The following is a 20,924-nucleotide window of genomic DNA, read 5'->3' as shown; positions in this document are numbered from 1 at the left end:
GAGGCGCGCAACGGTCGCTTTTGAATTGCTGCCTAATTCCTAAAATCGATTCCAGTATGGGCAATTAGGCAGCAGATAATCAAACCTTCAACTCCCGCTCGACCAGCGCCACCCAATAGGCCGCCCCGTATCCCAGCGCTTCATCGTTGAAATCATAGGCCGTGTTGTGATGCAGAGTCCCGTCCACCGCCGGACCGTTGCCGCGCCAGACATAGCAGCCCGGCGCGTTCTGGGCGAAGAAGGCGAAATCGTCGCCTGCCGTCGACGGCGGAAAGCTTGTCTGCACCTTCCCGCCGAAGACCGAGCCGGCCACTGCCAGCGCCCGTGCGGTCGCATCCGCGTCATTGATGACAGGCGGAATCCGCCGCTCGAATGCATAATCCACAGCGATACCGTACATGGCCGCAGTGCCATGCGCCAATCGTCCGATCTCGGTCTCCAACTGGTTGCGCACATCGGGCGAATAGGCCCGCGCCGTCCCACCGATCTCGACGATATCTGGAATGACGTTCAGCGCCTTCGAGTCGCCCGCCTGCAGGAAACAGGCGCTGACGACGGCCGGCTGCAGCGGATCGACCACCCGTCCGACGATCGTCTGCAGCGACGACAGGAAGGTCCCGGCCGCCGTGATCGGATCGCGGCCGAGATGCGGCTTGGCGCCGTGCGTTCCGGTCCCACGGAAGGTGATGCGCCAGCTGTCGGAGGAGGCAAGCTGCGGCCCCTCGACCACGGCGATCTCATCGACCGCAAGCCCAGGCATGTTATGCAGCCCATAAACGGCATCGCAGGGGAAAAGCTTGAACAGCCCCTCCTCGACCATGCGCCTTGCTCCGCCCCGCCCTTCTTCAGCCGGCTGGAAGATGAAATGCACCGTGCCGGAAAAATCCCGCGTTGCCGCGAGATGCCGCGCGGCGCCAAGCAGCATCGCCGTATGGCCGTCATGGCCGCAGGCATGCATTTTTCCGGGCACGGTCGATTTATAGGGCCGCTTCGCCATTTCAGGCATGGCTAGCGCATCCATGTCGGCGCGCAGCCCGATCCTGCGTGTGCCGTTGCCGAGTTGCAGCGTGCCGACCACGCCGGTGCCGCCGAGACCGCGATGCACCGTGATGCCTGCTTCTTCGAGGAGCCTCGCGACGATGCCGCCGGTGCGCTCCTCCTCGAAACCGAGTTCGGGATGGGCGTGCAGGTCGCGGCGCAAGGCGGTCAGAAACGGCAGATCGTCTTTGATCCGGGCGGGAATGCTCATCGGGCAATGCTCCTGGGGCCTGGATATCCCGTCATGCGAAACGGGCGCCCAACCGGCGCCCGCATCAGATCATTCTTTGTTCATCAAACGGCCTACAAGTTCAACCCCCTCAGGCCTCCTCGACGAACACCTCCTCGCGCTTCTTCTTGACGCTCGGCAGGAAGACGACAATGAGGACGGCGACCGCAATGGCCAGAAGAATGGCGCTGATTGGCCGCGTGACGAAGGTGGTCGGATCGCCGCGCGACAGGATCATGGCGCGCCGGAGGTTCTCCTCGAGCAATGGTCCGAGCACGAAGCCGAGCAGAAGCGGCGCCGGCTCGCAGCGAAGCTTCGCCAGCACATAGCCGATGAGCCCGAAGAAGGCGACGGCGTAGAGATCATAGACGTTGGCGTTGACGCTGTAGACCCCGATCGAGCAGAAGGCCATGATGATGGGGAAGAGCACGTAGTAAGGCACGGTCAAGAGCTTCACCCATAGCCCGATCAGCGGCAGGTTGAGGATGACCAGCATCAGGTTGCCGATCCACATCGAGGCGATGATGCCCCAGAACAGCGCCGGCTGCTCGGTGGCGACGTTCGGACCGGGTACGATGCCCTGGATGATCATCGCCCCGACCATCAGTGCCATGACGGGATTGGCCGGAATGCCGAGCGTCAAGAGCGGAATGAACGAAGTCTGCGCGCCGGCATTGTTCGCCGATTCCGGTCCCGCAACGCCGGCGATCGCGCCCTTGCCGAATTCCTCCGGCGTCTTCGACATCCGCTTTTCCACCGTGTAGGAGGCAAAAGCAGCGAGAATGGCGCCACCACCCGGCAGGATGCCGAGCGCCGAACCGATTGCCGTACCGCGAATGACCGGCGCAATCATCTCCTTGAATTCCTGGCGGGACGGCAAAAGGCCGGTGACCTTGGCCATCAGCACCGTGCGTGTCGACTCGCCCTCGAGGTTGCGCAGGATTTCCGCCACGCCGAACACGCCGACGGCAAGCGCCACAAAGTTCAGCCCGTCCGCATATTCACGGATGCCGAGCGTGAAACGTGGTGTGCCGGTGTAGATGTCGGTGCCGACGAGGCCGAGCAGCAACCCGAGCGCGACCATGGCCAGCGCTTTGACGACCGAGCCATGCGCGAGCGCGATCGAGGAGACGAGGCCGACGATCATCAGCGAGAAATATTCCGCCGAGCCGAATTGCAGCGCGATTGCGGTCAGCGGCGGTGCGAAGATCGCGACGAGGAAGGTCGAGACCGTGCCGGCAAAGAACGAGCCGAGCGCCGCGATCGCAAGCGCTGCGCCGGCCCGGCCCTTGCGGGCCATCTGGTAGCCGTCGATCGCGGTCACGGCCGAGGAGGATTCGCCCGGCATGTTGATCAGGATCGCCGTCGTCGAGCCGCCATACTGCGCGCCGTAATAGATGCCGGCGAGCATGATCAGCGAGGAAACCGGTTCGAGCTGGAAGGTGATCGGCAAGAGCATGGCGATCGTCGCAGTGGCGCCGATGCCGGGCAGCACGCCGATCAGCGTGCCGAGCAGCACGCCGATCAAGCAGAAGAGCAGGTTTTCCGGAGTGCCGGCTGTAGCAAAGCCGAGCGCGAGATTGCTGAAAAGATCCATCATCGTCTCCTAGAACCGGACCCAGGGGCCGAAGCGTTCGAACGGCAGGCCGAGCCCGTAGCTGAAGACCCCAACCGAAAAGATCGTCAGGAGCAACGACAGGATGATCGCGAAGAACACGTTCATCTTTTGCGATGCGAAGCAGGCGATGAAGGCGGTGAGGAACAGTGACGGCGCAAATCCGAGCCCGCGCACCGTCAGCCCGAAGAACACCGGTGCCGGCAGGATGAAGAGCATGCCGCGCCAGGCAAACGGGTCGATCGGCTCGCCCTCGACGCGGAGCGCCTGAATGAAGATGATCGCGCCGAGAAGCACGAGCACGCCAGCAAGCACCAGCGGGAAATAACCAGGCCCCATGCGCACTGTCGTGCCGAGGTCGAGCCCCATGGACTGGATGGCGAAAAAAGCACCGGTCGCGACGAAAAGCGCGCCGCAGATCGCATTGGTGGTATCGAAACTGATGGATTTCATGGTGTCTCCTGGGGAGATGGTTCGTGACGCTGCTGCTGCGATTGCCCTCATCCGTCTGCCGGCACCCTCCCACCGCCGGGAGAAGGGAAAATGCTGCAAGCCCTTCGCCCTTTGCCGCCGTTGAGTGACCCAAGTCCCCTCTCCCCGTTCACGGGGAGAGGGTTAGGGTGAGGGGCTCATCCGGCATGTCCTGACGAGGATAATCCTCAGTCGGCATATTCGCCAGCGGCCTCAATCACCGTTTTCCAGCGGGCAATCTCGCTTTCGAGTTTGGCCTTCAGCGCAGCCGGCGTCGCATCGGCGTCGGAGGATGGCGCCGTGCCGAGCTCGGCGAAGCGGGCGCCGACATTCGGATCCTTCAGCGCCACCTGCAGCGACTTCGACAGACGTTCGTTGATCTCAGCCGGCGTGCCCTTCGGCGTGTAGATGCCGTGCCAGATGCCGACTTCAAAACCCGGCAGACCGGCTTCGACTGCCGTCGGAATGTCCTTCATCACCTCGAGGCGCTTGGGCGAGGTCACGGCATAGGCCTTGATCGTGCCGCCCTTGATCTGCTTCGTCGTGTTGGTCGTCTGGTCGCACATGACGTCGACCTGACCGCCGAGCAGATCGGTCATGGCAGGGCCGGTGCCCTTGTAGGGAACGGTCGTCAGCGGCGTCTGGATGGCGCTCATGAACATCATGCCGCAGAGATGCGAAGCCGCACCGATGCCGGCATTGGCGACCGTCACCTTGTCCTTGTTGGCCTTGATATAATCGATCAGCCCCTTGAGGTCGGCCGGCTCCATGTCCTTGCGGGCGACAATCGTCATCGGCACCTCGGTGACGAGGCCGACATAGTCGAAGGCGCCGAGCGTGTCATAGGCGAGCTTGCGATAAAGCGTGGCGCTGGTCGCCATGCCGATATGGTGCAGCAGGATGGTGTAACCGTCGGGATCGGCATTCGCCACGCGGCCAGCGCCGAGCGTGCCGCCGGCGCCGCCGACATTTTCGACGACGATCTGCTGACCGAGATCCTTCGACATGGATTCGGCGACCAGGCGCGCGACGGTATCGGTCGGGCCGCCGGCCGCAAAGGGAACGACCATGGTGATGGTGCGCTCGGGATAGGTCTGCGCCGAAGCGGCGCCGGCGAGAAGAGAGACCGCGGCAGCCGCGGTCAGGCCGAGCATGGCCTTCAGAATTTTCATCGTTTCCTCCCTGATGAAATAAGCGAACCCGCCGACACATCCTCCGCGCCGGTTCGGATCACCTATTTGCCGCCTGGAAAAATCGACCCGCAATCATTGCAGTCGCTTTCGAAAGACGATTTTACGACAGTGCGATGCAGCATGGGTCGATTTGGAAACAAACGGCCCTGTCGGCGGGTGGAAATCCACCCATCGCACCGCGAGATTGCAGCGTTGCCCCAGCACCCGGCTAGCTTTCGGTGGTCAGCATGCGCTTGTCGAGACCATACTTCTGCATCTTTTCGTAGAGGGTCTTCCGGGAAATGCCGAGCGACTCATAGACCGGCCTGAGGCTGCCGCCATGTGCCACCAGCGCGCTGGCAATGACCCCGCGTTCGAATTCGGCGACGCGCTCCGCAAGCCCGGTTGCCTCCTCGGCTTGCCGCCCGCCATTATCGAGACCGAGGACCAGGCGGTCGGCGGCATTCCTCAGCTCACGCACATTGCCGGGCCAGTCGCGCTGAGCAATGTCGGAAATAACGTCTGGCGGCACGGTCATCTCGTCGCGGCCGTAGCGGGCCGCCGCTTCCCGCACCAGCTGCAGGAAAAGCAATGGAACATCCGCCCGCCGCTGCGACAGCGACGGCACGTGCAGCGTCGCGACGTTCAGCCGATAGAAGAGGTCGGCGCGGAAGCGCCCCGCCGCCACCTCGGCCTCCAGATCGACCTTGCTTGTCGCAATGAAGCGCACGTCGAGCGCCACCACCTCGTTCGAACCGAGCCTGGAGATCACCCGCTCCTGCAGCACCCGCAGGAACTTCGCCTGCAGGTCGAAGGGCATGGAGCCGATCTCATCGAGCAGGATCGTGCCGCCGCGCCCGTGTTCGAATTTTCCATAGCGCGGCCTTACCGCGCCCGGAAAGGCACCCGCCTCATGGCCGAAGAGCTCGCTTTCGATCAGGTTCGCCGGCAGTGCGGCACAATTGATCGCGATGAACGGCCGGCTTGCCCGGGCGCTGATGTCGTGGAGCGCCCGCGCCACCACCTCCTTGCCGGCCCCGGTCTCGCCGACGATCAGCGTATCGGCATCGCTCGCCCCGATCGCCCGGATGCGGTAGCGCAGATCCACCATCACCTGCGTGCGCCCCGGCAGCCGCGCCTCAATATCGTCGCGCTTGCCGGCGACCGCCTTCAGCAGCCGGTTTTCGAGCACCAGGCCGCGCCGCTCCATCGCCCGGCGGATGACGCCGGCGAGCATCTCCGGCGTGAACGGTTTCTCGATGAAATCATAGGCACCTTCACGCATCGCCTTCACCGCAAGCTGAACGTCGCCGTGGCCGGTGACGAGAATGACCGGCACCTCCGGGTCGAGCTCGCGGATCTTCTGCATCAGCGTCATGCCGTCGATGCCGGGCATGCGGATATCGCTGACGACGACGCCGGGGAAGCTGTAGCCGATCAACTCCAGCACGTGGTCGCCGTTCGAATAGGTCTCGACACTGAAGCCGGAGAGCTCCAGCGCCTGCGCCGTCGAGCGGCGCAGTTCCTCCTCGTCGTCAACCAGCAAGATCTTCGCGTCGTTCATTCCGCTGCCTCCGGCATCAGTCCTGCCGCCGATTGCAGCTCGATGCGGAACACCGCGCCCCCTTCGGGATGATTGGCAGCAGTAAGGCTACCGCCGAAATCCTTGATGATGTTGTAGGAGATCGAAAGCCCGAGGCCGAGCCCCTTGCCGACGCCCTTCGTCGTGAAGAAGGGATCGAAGATGCGCTCGGCGATCGCCGCCGGCACGCCCGGTCCATGGTCTCGCACCGTCAGCATCACCTTGCCGGCCTCCTCGAAGGCAGAAACCTCGATGCGTCGATCATCCAGCCCCTCCACCGCATCGGCCGCATTCGAGATCACGTTCACCAGCACCTGCTGCAGACGCACCGAACCGGCGCGTACCGTCGGCGGACGAGGCCCGAGAGCGAGAAGCAGTTCGGCATCCGCCGCCTTCAGCCGCCAGGCGATGATCTCGAGCGTATCGCGCATCGCCTCGTCGAGGGAAACGGGACCGAGCTTCTCGTTCGGCTTGCGCGCGAAGTTGCGCAGGTGCCGGCTGATCGCAGCCATACGGTCGATCAGCCCGCCGATACGCCGGATATTGTCCCGCGCCTCCTCCGTCCGCCCACGGTCGATGAGAACGGAGGCGCTGTCCGTATAGGTCTTGGCGGCGGCGAGCGGCTGGTTGAACTCGTGCGAAAGGGCAGCCGACATCTGCCCCAGCCCGGCAAGCTTGCCCGCCTGGATCAGATCGGCCTGCGTCTGTCGCAGCTGCTGCTCGGTCAGCCGCCGTTCGGCGATTTCTTCTTCTATGCGGCTGTTGACGCGGGCAAGATCGGCTGTGCGCTCCTCGACGCGCCGTTCCAGCTCGTTGCGGGCTTCGGCTTGCATCTGCATGCGCTCGGCAAGCCGCGCCCGCCTCTGGCGCAGAACCGCGACCGCGAGCCCGGTGATGCAGAGGAAGAGAAACACTGCCACAAGCGCCGTGCGTGCCTGGGCTCGGATGGAACTCGTCTCCATCAGCACGTTCACCGTCCAGTCCTCGGCCGGCATATAATGCGAGAGCACCAGATATTCGCTCGAACCGCGCTCGCCGGCCAGCGTCATCAGCTCATGCTGCTCGAAGTGGTGACGCGTCACCGGCAGCGCCGCCAGCCTGGCATTGGCATAACGCCGCGACGCCTCGGTGCGGGCGACGCGGTCGGCCGTCAACGGCAGAATCGCGCCATAGAGCCATTCCGGGCTGCCGGACATGAAGATGATACCCTCCGGATCGGAGACGAAAATCTTGTATTCGCCGCCGCCCCAGGAGGATTCGATCATGTCGATATCGACCTTGAAGACGATGACGCCACGAATATCCGCGCCGGTTCGGATCGGTGCGGCAAAATAATAGCCGCGCTTCAGAGAGGTGGTCCCGAGCGCGTAAAACCGTGCCTGCCGGCCTTCGATTGCATCCTGGAAATAGGGCCTGTAGCTGAAATTCTGTCCGACGAAGCTTGCAGGCCCATCGTAATTGCTGGCTGCGATCGTCTCTCCGTCTGGCTTGACCACATAGATATCGGAGGATTTCAGCAGCCCATTGATCTCCTTGAGATAGAGATTGGCCGCATCGCGCAGCGCCGCATCTTCAGGCGCGCTCACCAGTTCCTTGATGTCGTCATGGTCGGCGATCAGCGCCGGCAGCGCCTCGTAGCGGTTGAGATGGCCGCTGAGTGCCGAAACGGCAAGGCGCAACGCCGTTCCCGCCTGCGCCGAGGCTTCCTCCATATAGGCGCGCGTCGCAATCGCGCTCCCATAGGTGAAGAAGGCGAAGATGATCAGCGGCACCACCAGCAACGCCGCTATCGCGCGATATTTCGAAGACAGAACCGGCTCCTCCCCTTTTCTGCCTCCACTCCCCAGCGAGGCATACCCAACGGACCGAGTTTAGAGGGGTGGGTAGGGATTTCCAAGGGGCCGCCGAAACTTGACACCCGGCAGGGGCGGATGTCCTATTGCTGCACCGCAAGGAGGCCCCGCCCATGAGCGACGACCAGACGCCCGCCGACAGCAAACTCACCACATCCAAGCGCCGCTGGGCGGCAGAGGGCAAGTTCCTGACCGGCCGTATCAGCCGTCCCGAAGCCGAGCGCCTGCCGCCCGGCCAGCACCTTGTCAAGAACTGGCCGGTGCTCGATCTCGGTCAGCAGCCTGTCGTCTCGACCGAGACCTGGCGGCTCGAGGTGCGCGGCCTCGTCGAAACGACGCTCACCCTCACCTGGGCCGACTTCCAGGCGATCGAACAGAGCACCAGCGTCAGCGATATCCACTGCGTCACCACCTGGTCGCGCTACGACAACAAATGGAAGGGCGTTTCGACGCGCGATCTGCTCGACCTTGCCATGCCGAAGCCGGAAGCGGCTTACGTCATGCTGACGAGCTACGACGGCTATACCACGAACCTGCCGCTCGCCGATTTCGCCGCCGAGGATGCGATCCTCGCCACCGCCTGGGAAGGCCTGCCGCTGACGCCGGAGCATGGCGGCCCGATGCGCCTCGTCGTGCCGCATCTCTATTTCTGGAAAAGCGCCAAATGGCTGCGCCGCGTCGAGCTGATGCCCGCCGATCAGGCCGGCTTCTGGGAAAAGAACGGCTACCACATCTATGGCGATCCGTGGCGAGAGCAGCGCTATTCCGACGACTGAACTTTCGGCCGCGAGAAACGGCGAAGCGCAAACACGCCAAGGCCGAACAAAGAGGCAAGCCCCGTCAGCGACGCCATGCTGGCGGCATGGAATGGGATCCCGCTCCAGCGCGGCTTGACGATATCGGCGGTGTTGAAGGCTTCGCCGCTGAAGCGGCAGCTGATCAGCGCAAGCCCGCGCCGCACCGTGTCGGCGTCGACCGCGGAAATGATTTCACCCGCCGCAGCAGCCTCCCGCGGCATCTCGCGCATCGAAAGCAAGACCGCCTTGGTCGCGGCGAGATAGGCATGGGCGCATTCGTTGAACGGGCTTGCTTCATCCGTCACGCTGCCCGGCATCCGGCCCCACAGACAGTAGGAATACTGGATCTCGGCATAGTTCAGCACGCGCCGGAACGGCTCGTTCGTATCGACGGCGCGGGATGCAAGATTAATGATCCGACCGCGATAGTCAGACATGACAGCCATCTCGCCGTGGGATATTTGCGGGATATCCAGCCCGGCATGGCTGCCGCCGTCGCTGCGGCTATGGGCAAAAGCACTTCCGGCAATGAATAGAAGCAAGGTCGCGCTGAGACCGAGAAAGGCAAGTCGTCTATGGGGACAGCGTGCCATCCCTGCAGCTTCCCTCATTCCTGTCCTTGTGACAGGAATCCAGCCACGGCGCGTCCGCGCCGTGAATGACTCCTTTGCCGAGAGAAAATCTCCCGCGCCCAGGGACCTGGGCGCACTGGATTCCTGTGACAAGCACAGGAATGAGGCAAGTTTATTGTTGCGCCGGATCACCGAAACGCTGGTCGCAGCCCGCCCTCAACGGCAAGCCGCTTTTCCGCCAGCGCCCCGAAGGCGAGGCCGAGCGTTGCCCAGAGGATCGCATGCATGCCGAGCGAGGTCGTGCGGAAGCCCCAGAGCACCATCGCCGAAAAGTTCTCCGGCACCTCATTGATCGGCGGCAGCAGATAGAGCACGAGGCCGATGAAGACGAGATAGGCGATGCCGGCGATGGTCGCGCCGTTCCAGGGACCGAACCGCTCGGAGAGACGACGTGACAGCGCCACCGCGGCAATGAGTGCGGCAAGCGAAACGACGATCATCAGGAAGAACAGTTCGGTCCTGACGCCGATCGTGTCGGGATTGCCGACCGCCGGCGGAGTGGCGGGATATTTGATGCTGGGAACAAGCACGACCGCCACGAAGGCGGCAATGGCGATGACGGCCGAGGTGCCGCGCGCCGAAAGGCGGCTGAAGCGACCATGCACGAAGGCGAAGGCGAGCGCGAAGAGCCCGCCGACGGCGACGCTATAGGCCATGACGCCGGTGAAAAGGCCGAGACCGGCCTGCGTGGCGCGGCTGACGATTTCAGGTTCGGCAGCTTCGCCGGCCGCCTGGGCGCTCGCCTCCTCGAAGGCGATCGCCGCATCGACCAGCGGATCGCCGAACGTATGGGCGAAAGCGAAAACGAGGATGCCGGCAATCAGGCCCGCGAGCATGCCGCGAAGCAGAAGGTTTCCAACCATGTCAGGAACTCCGATCGCGAAGCGCTTTAGTGGCAGGGAAAGCCGAGGAGATGGCGGCCGTCATGCACGAATTCGTGCACATACATGCCGTTGAACAGCGCCATCGCGCCTTCCTCGGTGCCGACGAAATAAAGGACGATGAGCATCAGCAGGCCGCCGAAGATCGCCCAGGGCAAGATTTCGCCTACAGGGATCGGCCCCGGTACTGCTACGGGCGCGAAAGTGGTGTCAGACATGTATTCCTCCGGGAATGACGCGTTCAGTCGAAAGAGTGCTTGTGCAGTAGGGTCTGACTTCCAACGCGAAGAGCTTTCGACACGCTGGTCACAGTGGCGCGACCGCGCCGGACTTACACCGGCTTCCAAACCCGCAACAGCACGGTTATATCTGCACGCCGAAGAGACTGTCAACGAAACTTCACAAGCCGGCGAAGGACGCTGTCGCCGGATTCCGGGAGACAAGAACGACCGTGAACACGCGCCTCACCTGGATCTGCCATGGCGCGACGGCAGCAAGCCGCAAGGCCCTGTTCCCGCTCGACGAACCGCTTGAGGACAAGGCAGTGGAGGAAGCCGGCAGGATGATTGCCCCGCCCCGCGCCGACCGTATTGCCACGAGCCCCGCCTTGCGCGCCCGTCAGACTGCTGACGCGCTCGGCCTCGAAGCCCAAATAGATCAGGCGCTTTGCGACTGCGACCATGGCCGCTGGGCCGGCAGGTCGATCACGGCGATCGGGACCGAAGAGCCGGAGAACCTCATGGGGTGGATGAGCGATCCGGAAGCGGCCCCGCATGGCGGCGAGAGCCTTCTTGATCTGCGCACGCGCATCGCCGGCTGGATGGATGGCCTGACCGTCCTCGACGGCCACGTCATTGCAATCAGCCACCCGGCCGTCATCCGGGCAGCGATCGTGCATGTGCTGCAGGCGCCGCTCTCCTCCTTTTGGCTGAGCGACGTCGAGCCGCTTTCCGTCATCCGCATGACCAGCAACGGACAGCGCTGGTCTCTGCGCTTCCAGCATTAGAGACTGCTGATCTTATCCAGCTTTGCACAAGCAAATCGCGTCATCTTTGTTGAACCCGGCTTTGCGGGGACTACTTCCTTGTCCCAAGGAGATGGAAGAATGACATATGATTGGAGTGGCGAGCGCACGCGACGCCTGCGTTTCATGCGTGTCGCCACAGTCACGGTTCTGGTCGGTCTCATCGTCAGCGTTCCGCTGCTGATCGTCACCGCCTGAAGCACTGGAAAGGGCGAGCGATGCGATGAGCACGCTCGCCTTCGTCTTTTCCCGCATCAGCCGGTCCCCGAACCACGAAGGGGCTCGCGCTGACAACGACGCCGGGTTCCCCACAAGCCCTGTCGGGTCTCTCTGCGGCACAGCAACAGGCTGCCGCCTCCGATAATTCGCCTTCTGGTTTCAACAAACATTTCAGACTTTCGTGATATTTCCGCGAAGGTGGAGATGGAGAAGGCATAATGCCGGTGTTTTTCCAAAGCAGGGCCGGACGGCAATGCGTGTCGATCGTGGTGTCTGGCGTGACCCTCTGGCTTCTCGGCACGCTGCTGCAGCTCGACGACAGCTTGGTCGCCTTCATGACCGGTTTCGGCGAGTACGGCGCCGACAAGCTCGTTCTGGCGCTCGGCATCGCCGGCGCCATGAGCTTCATCTATTCGGTGCTGCGTATCGCCGACCTGCGCAAGGAAACGGAACTGCGCGCCGCCGCCCAGGCAAAGGCCGATTGGACCGCAACCCACGACCATCTGACCAAGCTGCCGAACCGCTACGCCTTCGAGCGCAAAATCCTCTCGCGGCCGATCAAGGACGACGAGGCAGAGATCGAGGAGTGGGACCGCAACGTGACTATCTTCTGCGTCGACCTCGACGGCTTCAAGAAGGTCAACGATCTCGTCGGCCACAAGGGCGGCGATGTCCTGTTGATCGAGGTTGCCAGACGCATCTGCGCGCTCGGCAATGCCGATTGCGTCTATCGCTTCGGCGGCGACGAATTCATCATCGTCGCCTTCGCCCTGACGGCGCAGCGCGAGGAGCGTTTTGCCAAGCTGCTGATCCAGGCCGTCACCCGGCCCATCCATATCGATGGCTTTGCCGTCGAAGTCGGCGCCAGCGTCGGCTATGACCGCTGGGCCGAGGGAGCCGAGCCGCTGGAAGATGCCGCCCACCGTGCCGACCTTGCCATGTACGAGGCGAAATCACGCGGGCCGAACCACTATTTCGCCTTCGAACCTTCGATGCAGGACAAGGTAACGGAACGCGCCGCGCTGGAAACCAGGCTGCGCGCCGCAATCTCCAACAAGGCGATCAAGCCCTTCTATCAGCCGCTGATCGACCTGAAGACCGGCCAGCTCTGCGGCTTCGAGGCCTTAGCGCGTTGGATCGGCGACGACGGCGTCAACATTCCACCGCCGGTCTTCATCGATATTGCCGAGGAAACCGGCATGATCACCGCGTTGTTCGAGGATCTTCTTGCCCAGGCCTGCTGCGACGCCCTCACCTGGCCGGAGCATGTGATGTTGTCCTTCAACGTCTCGCCGGTGCAGATGGAAGACAGATTGCTGACCTCCCGCATCCTCAAGGTCCTTTCGGCTAGCCGGCTGCCGCCGCGGCGCCTGGAAGTGGAGATCACCGAAAACGCGCTAATCCAGGATCCCGCCATCGCCGCCCTCATTCTCGACGAGCTGCACGCCGCCGGCATCCAGATCGCCCTCGACGATTTCGGCACGGGCTATTCGAGCCTCGCCCAGCTTGCCCGCTATCGTTTCGACAAGATCAAGATCGACAAAAGCTTCATCGCTACCTATCGGGACGACGAGCGCCAGGAAAAGATCGTCCGCGCCATGCTCGGCCTTGGCAGGAGCCTCAACATCAAGACGACCGCCGAAGGCATCGAGGAGCACGGCCAGCTCGCCTTCCTGCTGCAGCTTGGCTGCGACATCGGCCAGGGTTATCTCTTCGGCAAGGCGATGCCCGCCGCCGAGGCGGGCATCTTCATCAGCGATCGCAATGCCAGCCTGGCCTCCACGGCCTGACGAAGCGCTCTAACCTTTTGTTTTGACGCAATTCCCGGCAAAACCGCTTCGCGCTTTGCCGGGAATTTTCTCTAAAAAACCTGGCGCAGGATCACGAACAGCACGAAGGCGATCGCAATCCGAGACCGGCAGGCCGAGATGATCGGCCGAAGCGATGGTGACCATCGCCACGACTTCGGCTGCCGCATCATAGGTCAGATGTGTCTCGCCGATCTTTTCGCTGACGGTGACGACGATGCGCTTCCAGCCCAGCAACAAAACCCACGGGTGGGTGAACAAATACCTTTCCGTCAGAAGCCCCGGCACTAAGTTCGGCTATCGTCACGCCCGCACGGAGTCTTGAAAACATGGCATCGACCGACCTGCTGCTGACCTTCAATGCCGGTTCCTCGACGGTCAAGATCGGCATCTTCGCGATCGACGGCGCCGAGGCGCATCGGCAAGGGCAGTTGCGCGCCGCAACCCTTGCGGGTGGCCTATACACCTTCAAGCCGAACCTTCTCCTTCATGCGCCAGACCCGCGGCGTTTCTCCGGTGTATTTAACGAAGAAGCGCGAGAAATAGGCAGGGTCGGCAAAGCCGAGCCGAAATCCGATCTCCTGAACGCTGCCCAGCGTAAAAACCAGCTGGCGTTTCGCCTCTTCGACGAGTTTGCCGGCGATCAATTCATGAGGAGTATTGCCGGTCATCGACCGGACGATACGAGTAAGATGTGTCGGCGAAAGCCCAAGCTCCCTGGCGTAGAAGGACGCGGGCTTGTGTGATCGGAAATGTTGCTGGATGAGCTCGCTCAGCATTTCCATCCGCCGCTCGTTCTCGTTTGCCGGAAGCTCGTGCGCATTCCCCTCATGGGAAATCCTCGCCGTCAGCCGCAGCGCCAAGGCGACATAGGCGGCCAAGGCCTCGTTGCGGCCGCTGCGGCGGTTTTCGAATTCGTCGCCCAGCCGTCTCAACGTCTGCATGACATAGGCTGCCTCGGCATTATCGGGATCGAGCGGCGTCAGATGTGGCGTCGCCAGCCATTCGCCGAGGTGGCTTCGGTCGCCGGGCGGATGGCTGAGATGGGATCTCAACAGGGTGATGACCAAGCCGTCGATATCGCGTGAAAAACGAAAGCCGTGCTTGAGCCCGGGCGGCACGGTAATGATTGCCGGCGGACGGATGGCATGGCTCCTTTCGCCGAAGATCGCATCGCCCGAACCACCTTCGATGTATAATATCTGAAAGAAACTCTCGTGACGGTGCGGGCGAATCTCCCAATGATGCAAGCTGCTGCGGGAGCGAATTGTTTCGCAATGCAACCAAAAATCGGGCTTTCGCCCGGTATTCTCACCGTAGAGTTCGTAGGTAGGGACATGTCTGCTCATCGGGCTGCTCCCGCACCAATGTTCGATTAGTGCAATTTTTCGGCCGGAATGTCCATTGCTGCGGCAGGGACGACACGGCAGAATCTGGCAAAACGCAAAAATGCAGGGAGGAAGCAGTTGCGAACGCAGGTCGCCATCATTGGTTCGGGACCATCCGGCCTGCTGCTCGGCCAGCTCCTGACTGAAGCCGGCATCGACAATGTCATTCTCGATCGTGTGAACAAGGATTACATCCTCGGCCGGGTTCGTGCCGGCGTTCTGGAGGAAGGCACCGTCGGGCTGCTGGATCAGGCAAAAGCCGGGACGCGGCTGCACACGGAAGGCCTGCCGCATGATGGTTTCTCACTGGCCTTCGACGGACGCGACCATCGCATCGACCTCCATGAATTGACCGGCGGCAGACGCGTGACGGTTTATGGACAGACCGAGGTGACGCGCGATCTCATGGAGCGGCGTGAAGCGAGCGGCTCCCTGTCGATCTACGATGCCGTCGATGTCGCGCCGCATGATTTCGACGGCCATTCTCCCTTCGTCACCTATGTGAAAGACGGTGTTGCCAAGCGCATCGATTGCGACTTCATCGCCGGCTGCGACGGGTTTCACGGCGCCAGCCGCAAGGCCGTCCCTGAACGGGCGATCAGGAGTTTCGAGAAGGTCTATCCCTTCGGCTGGCTGGGGGTGCTTGCCGATGTGGCGCCTGTCAGCCATGAACTGATCTACGCCAACCATCCAAGGGGCTTTGCGCTCTGTTCGATGCGCTCGGCGACCCGCAGCCGCTACTACATCCAATGCGCGCTCGACGAGAAGATCGAGGACTGGAGCGACGATCGCTTCTGGGACGAGTTGAGACGGCGTCTGCCGATGCATCACGCCGAGGCCTTGGCGACCGCGCCGTCCTTCGAGAAATCGATCGCGCCGCTGCGCTCCTTCGTCACTGAGCCGATGCGTTTCGGTCGGCTTTTCCTGGTCGGCGACGCCGCCCATATCGTCCCGCCGACCGGCGCCAAGGGATTGAACCTTGCCGCCAGCGACGTTCATTATCTTTTCTCCGGGCTGATCGAGCATTACCGCGAAGGCTCGAATAGTGGCATCGACGCCTACTCGCAAAAGGCGCTCGCCCGCGTGTGGAAAGCCGTGCGGTTTTCCTGGTGGATGACGACGATGATGCATCGTTTTCCGGATACCGGCGATTTTGACCAGAAGATCCAGGAGGCGGAACTCGACTATCTGACGCATTCACGCGCCGCCTCGACGGCGCTTGCAGAAAACTACGTCGGATTGCCGTTCTGATATGAAGATCTGAGACTGAGGCGAGCCATGAAGGCCGCATTTTAAAGTGGAGGAAACTAACATGAAAAAGCTTGTATTCGCCGCCGTTGCGGCGGTGCTGCTCAGCAGCACGGCCTATGCCGACACCATCAAGGTCGGCGTCATCGGCCCGTTCTCCGGTCCGTTCGCGCTGCAAGGCAAGAATTTCAAGGCCGGTATCGACGCCTATATGGCGGTCAACGGCAACACGGTCGGCAGCGATTCGGTGGAAATCGTCTATCGCGACGTGCCGCAGGCCGATCCCGCCCAATCCAAGGCGCTGGCGCAGGAACTGATCGTCAAGGAGAAGGTCCAGTATCTTGCCGGCTTCTACTTTACGCCCGATGCGATGGCGGTGACGCCGATCCTGAAACAGGGCAACGTGCCGATGGTCATCATGAACGCCGCCACCTCGGCGATCGTCACCAAGAGCCCGCTCGTCGTCCGCACCTCGTTTACCACCTGGCAGACCTCGACGCCGATCGCCAAGGTCGCCGTCGACGCCGGTGTCAAGAAGGTGATTTCGGTCGTCAGCGATTACGGCCCCGGCATCGATGCCGAGAACGCTTTCAAGGCCGGCTTCGAAAAGGCCGGCGGCCAGGTGATCGAGGCGATCCGCATGCCGCTTGCGACCAACGATTTCAGCCCGATCATGCAGCGCATCAAGGATTCCGGCGCTGAGGGCGTGTTCGCCTTCCTGCCGTCAGGTCCGACGACGCTCGGCTTCGTCAAGGCTTACAACGACAATGGCCTGAAGGCTGCCGGCATCAAGTTCTTCGCGCCGGGTGACCTGACGCAGGAATCCGATCTGCCGGCGCTCGCCGATGCGGCACTCGGGATCCAGACGACCTTCCACTACGCCGTGTCGCACGATTCTCCCGAGAACAAGGCTTTCGTCGAGGCGGCGACCAAAGCAATCGGCAACAAGGCCGAACTCTCCTTCCCCGCAGTCAGCGCCTATGACGGCATGTATGTCATCTACAAGATGATCGAGGCGACGGGCGGCAAACAGGATGCTGAGAAGGCCGTCGATGCGGTCAAGGGCCTTGCCTGGACAAGCCCGCGCGGCCCGGTTTCGATCGATCCGGAAAGCCGTCACATCACGCAGAACATTTATCTGCGCGAAGTCGTCAAGGCCGATGACGGGACCTACATCAACAAGGAGGTCCAGACTTTCGAGAAGCAGGGCGATCCAGGCCTGGCGGCCGTCAAGTAACATAGAGCGTCAAGACAGGCGACGGACTTGGCCTGCGATCAGGCCGAGCCCTTCGCTTGGAAGCAAGGGATTTCCATGCAGACAGTCTTCAGCATAGCCGTCGACGCTCTTGCCTATGGCATGGTGCTCTTCGTGATCTCGATCGGCCTTTCGGTGACCATGGGGCTGATGCGTGTCGTCAACCTCGCCCATGGCGCCTTCGCGATGATCGGCGGCTATATCGCCTCCTATGTCGCCCGCGAGCTCGGCCTCGGTTATGCCGCGGCGGTCATCGCTGCCGTTGTCATCACGATCATCGTCGCCATTCCGATCGAGCGTTTTCTCTACCGCCGGATCTATGGCGCGCCGGAACTGACCCAGGTGCTGATGACCATCGGCATCACCTTCTGCGTCATCGGCATCGCCAATTATGTCATGGGGCCGACGCTGAAGACCATACCGCTTGCCGGTGCGCTGCAGGGGTCAGCCGATCTCGGCTTCCGCACCATTCCCGTTCACCGGCTTTTCGTCATCCTCTGCGGCCTCGTCGTGGCGCTCGCCCTCTGGTTTACGATCGACAGGACCAGCTTCGGCGTCAAGCTGCGCGCCTCCGTCGATGATGCTGCAATGGCTGCAGCACTCGGCGTGCGCACCGAGATCATCTATGCGGTGAGCTTTGCCGTTGCCGTCGGTCTTGCCGCCTTCGGCGGCGTGGTCGGCGCCGAACTCCTGCCCGTCGAACCCTATTACGCGCTGCGCTACATGGTCACCTTCCTGGTCGTCGTCTCCGTCGGCGGGGCGGGCTCCATTCCAGGCGCCCTGATCGCCTGTTTGCTGTTGGGCGCGATCGATACGACAGGACGGTATCTGATGCCCGAATTCGGCGAATTCTTCTTCTATCTCGCGGTGATCGCAATCATCTGCGTCTTCCCGCGCGGCCTTGCCGGAAGGGCGAAATAAGATGGCGCTTGTCATGAATGACGAAACCGAAGCTCTCCAGCATCGTCGCAGGTTCATCGGCCGCGATCTTATCGGACTAGCGGTCATCATAGCCATTGCCGCGATCGGCTATTTCGCCTTCCCCGATAATCTCGCCCTTCTGACCCGGATGATCACGATCGCGCTGCTCGTCCTGTCGCTCGATCTCGTGACCGGTTATTGCGGCGTCGCAACGCTCGGCCATGCAGCACTTTTCGGCTCCGGCGCCTATGCCGCCGGGATCATGTCAGCGCATTACGGCATCAATGACCCGCTGCTGATGATGCTGGCCGGCATATCAGGCGGCGCTGCTGCCGGGCTGCTCTGCGGCGCCATCATCCTGCGTGCGCATGGGCTGCCGCAGCTGGTGCTGTCGATTGCGCTGATCAACCTCTTCCATGAATTTGCCAACAAGGCCTCGTCATGGACAGGCGGCAGCGACGGACTGTCCGGCATTGCGCCGGACCCGGTCTTCGGCCTCTTCGAATTCGATCTCTATGGTCACACCGCCTTCTTCTTCGGAATGGCGCTGCTGCTGATCGTTTTCGTGCTGCTACGGTTCCTGGTCCGCTCGCCCTTCGGCATGCTCTGCCGCGCCATCAAGCAGGACCCGCTGCGCATCCGCGCCATGGGCGCTTCGCCGAAGGCAGCTCTGATCAGGATGTACGCGATATCAGGCGCCGTTGCCGGTGTCGGCGGCGCCTTGAATGCGATCTCGACACAGGTCGTCGGCCTCGACAGCCTGTCTTTCACGCAGTCGGCCGAAGCGCTTGTCATGCTGGTGCTCGGCGGCACCGGTTCTCTCTTCGGCGCGCTCTCCGGCACTGTTATCTTCATGCTCTTCGAAGACTATGTCTCCGCCGCCAATCCCTTCCACTGGCTGACCATGGTCGGCGCGCTGCTGATCGCCGTCGTGCTCTTTGCGCCGAAAGGTCTCTATGGCACAGCCGCAGCCTTCGTTGGCCGCCGCGGGGAGCAGCGCTCATGAGCCCGGTCTTCGAAGTCGCCAATCTCAAGAAAGCCTTCGGCGGCCTTGCCGTCACCAATAATGTCTCGCTCACGATGTCGCCTGGCGATCGCATCGCACTGATCGGCCCGAACGGCGCCGGCAAGACCACCTTCGTCAACCTCGTGACCGGCAATCTATCGCCCGACTCCGGCGAGGTTCGCCTCGGCGGCGAGGTGGTGACGAAGGTCGATGCGATCGGCAGGGTCAGACGAGGCCTTGTCCGCTCCTTTCAGGTGACGCGGCTCTTCCAGGACATGACGCCGGCCGAACATGTGGGACTTGCCGTCCTTCAGCGCGATGGAAAGACCGGGCATATGTTCGGCAATTTCCTGCGCATGCCCGATGTCATGGCGGAGGTTGACGATCTCCTTGGAAAACTCGGGCTGGCTTTCCTGATGCATCGCAAGGTCAGCGAAATCGCCTATGGCCAGCAGCGGCTTCTCGAGATCGCCGTGGCGCTGGCATTGAAGCCGAAAGTGCTGCTGCTCGACGAACCCGCAGCCGGCGTTCCGCAGAGCGATACCGGCCGCATCGAGCAGGCGCTGGCCGATCTGCCCGCCGATCTCGCCGTGCTGATGATCGAACACGACATGGATCTCGTCTTCCGTTTTGCCAAACGCGTCATCGTGCTTGCATCAGGCACGATCATCTTCGACGGCCTGCCGGAAGACGTCACCAAGGATGCGCGCGTGCGCGAGGCCTATCTCGGGAGCTATGCCAATGCCAGCCATATCGCTTGAGGTCGAGAATCTGTCGGCTGGATATGGACCGACGAGAGTGCTCGAAGGTATTTCCTTCACCGTACCGGCAGGCGCTCGCCTTGCCGTGCTCGGCCGCAACGGCATGGGCAAGACCACGCTGCTCGCGACGCTTGCCGGGCAGACCAGGCGATACGAGGGCAGCATCCGCCTCGGCGATTCGGATGTCACGACGGCACCGAGTGCTGCACGCGCGCACAAAGGCCTCGGATATGTGCCGCAGGCACGCTGTGTCTTCCCGACGCTGACGGTCGAAGAAAACCTTTTCGTCGGCTTGAAGGCGCGGCCGAAAACGGCGCTGGAGGAAGCCTATGCGATGTTCCCGCGCCTGAAGGAGCGCCGCCGCAACCTCGGCAACCAGCTTTCCGGCGGCGAGCAGCAGATGCTCTCCACGGCCCGCACCATTCTCGGCCGCCCCTCCGTCCTGCTGCTCGACGAACCGCTGGAGGGCCTTGCGCCCGTTATCTGCGAGGAACTGATGGCGGCCTTCGCCGACCTCGCCAAGACGGGAGACATGACCATCCTGCTGGTCGAGCAGCGCATCCAGAGCGCGCTCGATTTCGCCGATCAGGTCGTCATTCTCGAACGAGGACGACTGGCCTGGACCGGAACGCCGGAAAATCTCACCAGGGATCACGAGGCTGTCGAGAGCCTGCTCGGGGTCGGCGGCCTGCATTGACGCATGGCCGGCGGAATCATCGGCGTTTCCGGATCCCTCGCTTCCTCCTGAAAGTTACGCTTGGCACGCCGAGCAATTCATGCAGTATATCGTCATTATGACGTCATCGTTGACCTGTCATTATTATGCTGTCGGGAACGTTTTCTGCCGACGAAAGTGGTAATCGTCTGAAGAGGCCGGAAATGCCATGACCGACGAGGCGACGGCGGCGTAAGACAGGCGTAAAATCTTGGATGATAGGCAGGATCGGCGTCGATTCCGGCCTTTTTACTTGGATGTTGGAGTTATAGCCAATCGGAATTTGCTGGCCTTGATGGGTTGGAATTA

The 20,924-nt window shown here is 62.3% G+C and carries 20 protein-coding genes and 1 pseudogene; 10 read left to right on the top strand and 11 right to left on the bottom strand.

The features are described from left to right. Positions 1-79: 79 nt before the first annotated feature. The 6 genes from GFM02_RS24775 to GFM02_RS24750 all read right to left on the bottom strand — a co-directional run bounded on the left by GFM02_RS24775 (position 80) and on the right by GFM02_RS24750 (position 7,888). On the bottom strand, positions 80-1,249 hold the full coding sequence (locus GFM02_RS24775; protein WP_168323075.1) for a M20 aminoacylase family protein: 1,170 nt from the start codon (positions 1,247-1,249) through the stop codon (positions 80-82). 109 nt (positions 1,250-1,358) lie between these two features. Beyond that, entirely contained in the window at positions 1,359-2,864 is a 1,506-nt protein-coding gene (locus tag GFM02_RS24770; RefSeq protein ID WP_020051484.1) for a tripartite tricarboxylate transporter permease, read from the bottom strand. A 9-nt stretch (positions 2,865-2,873) separates the two neighbouring features. Continuing rightward, on the bottom strand, positions 2,874-3,335 hold the full coding sequence (locus GFM02_RS24765) for a tripartite tricarboxylate transporter TctB family protein (RefSeq protein ID WP_168323074.1): 462 nt from the start codon (positions 3,333-3,335) through the stop codon (positions 2,874-2,876). Positions 3,336-3,541: 206 nt separating this feature from the next. Then, the gene (locus GFM02_RS24760) at positions 3,542-4,525 is read right to left on the bottom strand and encodes a tripartite tricarboxylate transporter substrate-binding protein (protein WP_168323073.1); all 984 of its coding nucleotides are present in this window, start codon (positions 4,523-4,525) and stop codon (positions 3,542-3,544) included. A 229-nt stretch (positions 4,526-4,754) separates the two neighbouring features. Next, positions 4,755-6,089, bottom strand: a complete 1,335-nt coding sequence (locus GFM02_RS24755; RefSeq protein ID WP_065281141.1) for a sigma-54-dependent transcriptional regulator — start codon at positions 6,087-6,089, stop codon at positions 4,755-4,757. Further along, positions 6,086-7,888, bottom strand: coding sequence for an ATP-binding protein (locus tag GFM02_RS24750; protein WP_168323072.1), 1,803 nt, complete (start codon positions 7,886-7,888; stop codon positions 6,086-6,088). The genes GFM02_RS24755 and GFM02_RS24750 overlap by 4 nt, the downstream gene beginning before the upstream one ends. A 185-nt stretch (positions 7,889-8,073) precedes the next feature. Here GFM02_RS24750 and GFM02_RS24745 point away from each other — a divergent pair, with 185 nt between their 5' ends. Further along, positions 8,074-8,736: a sulfite oxidase-like oxidoreductase gene (locus GFM02_RS24745; protein WP_168323071.1), complete on the top strand. Its 663-nt coding sequence runs from the start codon at positions 8,074-8,076 to the stop codon at positions 8,734-8,736. Here GFM02_RS24745 and GFM02_RS24740 read toward each other — a convergent pair. The 3 genes from GFM02_RS24740 to GFM02_RS24730 form a co-directional block, all read right to left on the bottom strand. Further along, positions 8,721-9,350 (bottom strand): hypothetical protein, encoded by a 630-nt coding sequence (locus tag GFM02_RS24740; RefSeq protein WP_168323070.1) that lies wholly within the window; start codon positions 9,348-9,350, stop codon positions 8,721-8,723. The two genes, GFM02_RS24745 and GFM02_RS24740, sit on opposite strands and share 16 nt — an antisense overlap. A gap of 167 nt (positions 9,351-9,517) precedes the next feature. After that, positions 9,518-10,252 carry a CbtA family protein gene (locus GFM02_RS24735; protein WP_168323069.1) on the bottom strand — a complete coding sequence of 245 codons (735 nt, stop codon included), beginning with the start codon at positions 10,250-10,252 and terminating at the stop codon, positions 9,518-9,520. Positions 10,253-10,278: 26 nt separating this feature from the next. Further along, the gene (locus GFM02_RS24730) at positions 10,279-10,488 is read right to left on the bottom strand and encodes a CbtB domain-containing protein (RefSeq protein WP_168271522.1); all 210 of its coding nucleotides are present in this window, start codon (positions 10,486-10,488) and stop codon (positions 10,279-10,281) included. A 233-nt stretch (positions 10,489-10,721) separates the two neighbouring features. Here GFM02_RS24730 and GFM02_RS24725 point away from each other — a divergent pair, with 233 nt between their 5' ends. Further along, positions 10,722-11,276: a histidine phosphatase family protein gene (locus tag GFM02_RS24725; protein WP_168271523.1), complete on the top strand. Its 555-nt coding sequence runs from the start codon at positions 10,722-10,724 to the stop codon at positions 11,274-11,276. 455 nt (positions 11,277-11,731) lie between these two features. Beyond that, positions 11,732-13,303 (top strand): putative bifunctional diguanylate cyclase/phosphodiesterase, encoded by a 1,572-nt coding sequence (locus tag GFM02_RS24720; RefSeq protein WP_168271524.1) that lies wholly within the window; start codon positions 11,732-11,734, stop codon positions 13,301-13,303. 9 nt (positions 13,304-13,312) lie between these two features. Here GFM02_RS24720 and GFM02_RS35755 read toward each other — a convergent pair whose 3' ends face one another. Next, on the bottom strand, positions 13,313-13,609 hold the full coding sequence (locus GFM02_RS35755; RefSeq protein WP_432444455.1) for a hypothetical protein: 297 nt from the start codon (positions 13,607-13,609) through the stop codon (positions 13,313-13,315). A 41-nt stretch (positions 13,610-13,650) separates the two neighbouring features. Here GFM02_RS35755 and GFM02_RS35750 point away from each other — a divergent pair. Further along, positions 13,651-13,782 (top strand): annotated as a pseudogene (locus tag GFM02_RS35750) (acetate/propionate family kinase); the annotation flags it as partial. On the opposite strand, the gene GFM02_RS24710 reads toward GFM02_RS35750, so the two are convergent. Further along, positions 13,780-14,670 carry a helix-turn-helix domain-containing protein gene (locus GFM02_RS24710; RefSeq protein ID WP_168271525.1) on the bottom strand — a complete coding sequence of 297 codons (891 nt, stop codon included), beginning with the start codon at positions 14,668-14,670 and terminating at the stop codon, positions 13,780-13,782. The pseudogene GFM02_RS35750 and the gene GFM02_RS24710 overlap by 3 nt on opposite strands. 117 nt (positions 14,671-14,787) lie before the next feature. Between GFM02_RS24710 and pobA the strand changes: the two genes are divergently transcribed. The 6 genes from pobA to GFM02_RS24680 all read left to right on the top strand — a co-directional run bounded on the left by pobA (position 14,788) and on the right by GFM02_RS24680 (position 20,597). Continuing rightward, a complete protein-coding gene (gene pobA, locus GFM02_RS24705) occupies positions 14,788-15,960 on the top strand; it encodes a 4-hydroxybenzoate 3-monooxygenase (protein WP_131665485.1) in 1,173 nt (390 codons plus the stop codon). 61 nt (positions 15,961-16,021) lie between these two features. Then, entirely contained in the window at positions 16,022-17,194 is a 1,173-nt protein-coding gene (locus GFM02_RS24700) for an ABC transporter substrate-binding protein (RefSeq protein WP_168323068.1), read from the top strand. Positions 17,195-17,269: 75 nt separating this feature from the next. Further along, positions 17,270-18,133, top strand: coding sequence for a branched-chain amino acid ABC transporter permease (locus GFM02_RS24695; RefSeq protein ID WP_025395901.1), 864 nt, complete (start codon positions 17,270-17,272; stop codon positions 18,131-18,133). Between the two features lies 1 nt (position 18,134). Then, complete coding sequence (locus tag GFM02_RS24690) at positions 18,135-19,139, top strand: branched-chain amino acid ABC transporter permease (protein WP_168271527.1); 1,005 nt, start codon at positions 18,135-18,137, stop codon at positions 19,137-19,139. Beyond that, the gene (locus GFM02_RS24685; RefSeq protein WP_128406033.1) at positions 19,136-19,900 is read left to right on the top strand and encodes an ABC transporter ATP-binding protein; all 765 of its coding nucleotides are present in this window, start codon (positions 19,136-19,138) and stop codon (positions 19,898-19,900) included. Before GFM02_RS24690 ends, GFM02_RS24685 begins: the two co-directional genes overlap by 4 nt. Continuing rightward, entirely contained in the window at positions 19,881-20,597 is a 717-nt protein-coding gene (locus tag GFM02_RS24680) for an ABC transporter ATP-binding protein (protein ID WP_168323067.1), read from the top strand. The genes GFM02_RS24685 and GFM02_RS24680 overlap by 20 nt, the downstream gene beginning before the upstream one ends. Positions 20,598-20,924 lie beyond the last annotated feature (327 nt).

Source organism: Rhizobium leguminosarum bv. viciae, assembly GCF_012276115.1.
In the GTDB taxonomy this organism is placed as follows: Bacteria; Pseudomonadota; Alphaproteobacteria; order Rhizobiales; family Rhizobiaceae; genus Rhizobium; species Rhizobium leguminosarum_T.
This window is presented reverse-complemented; position numbering and strand designations above follow the sequence as displayed.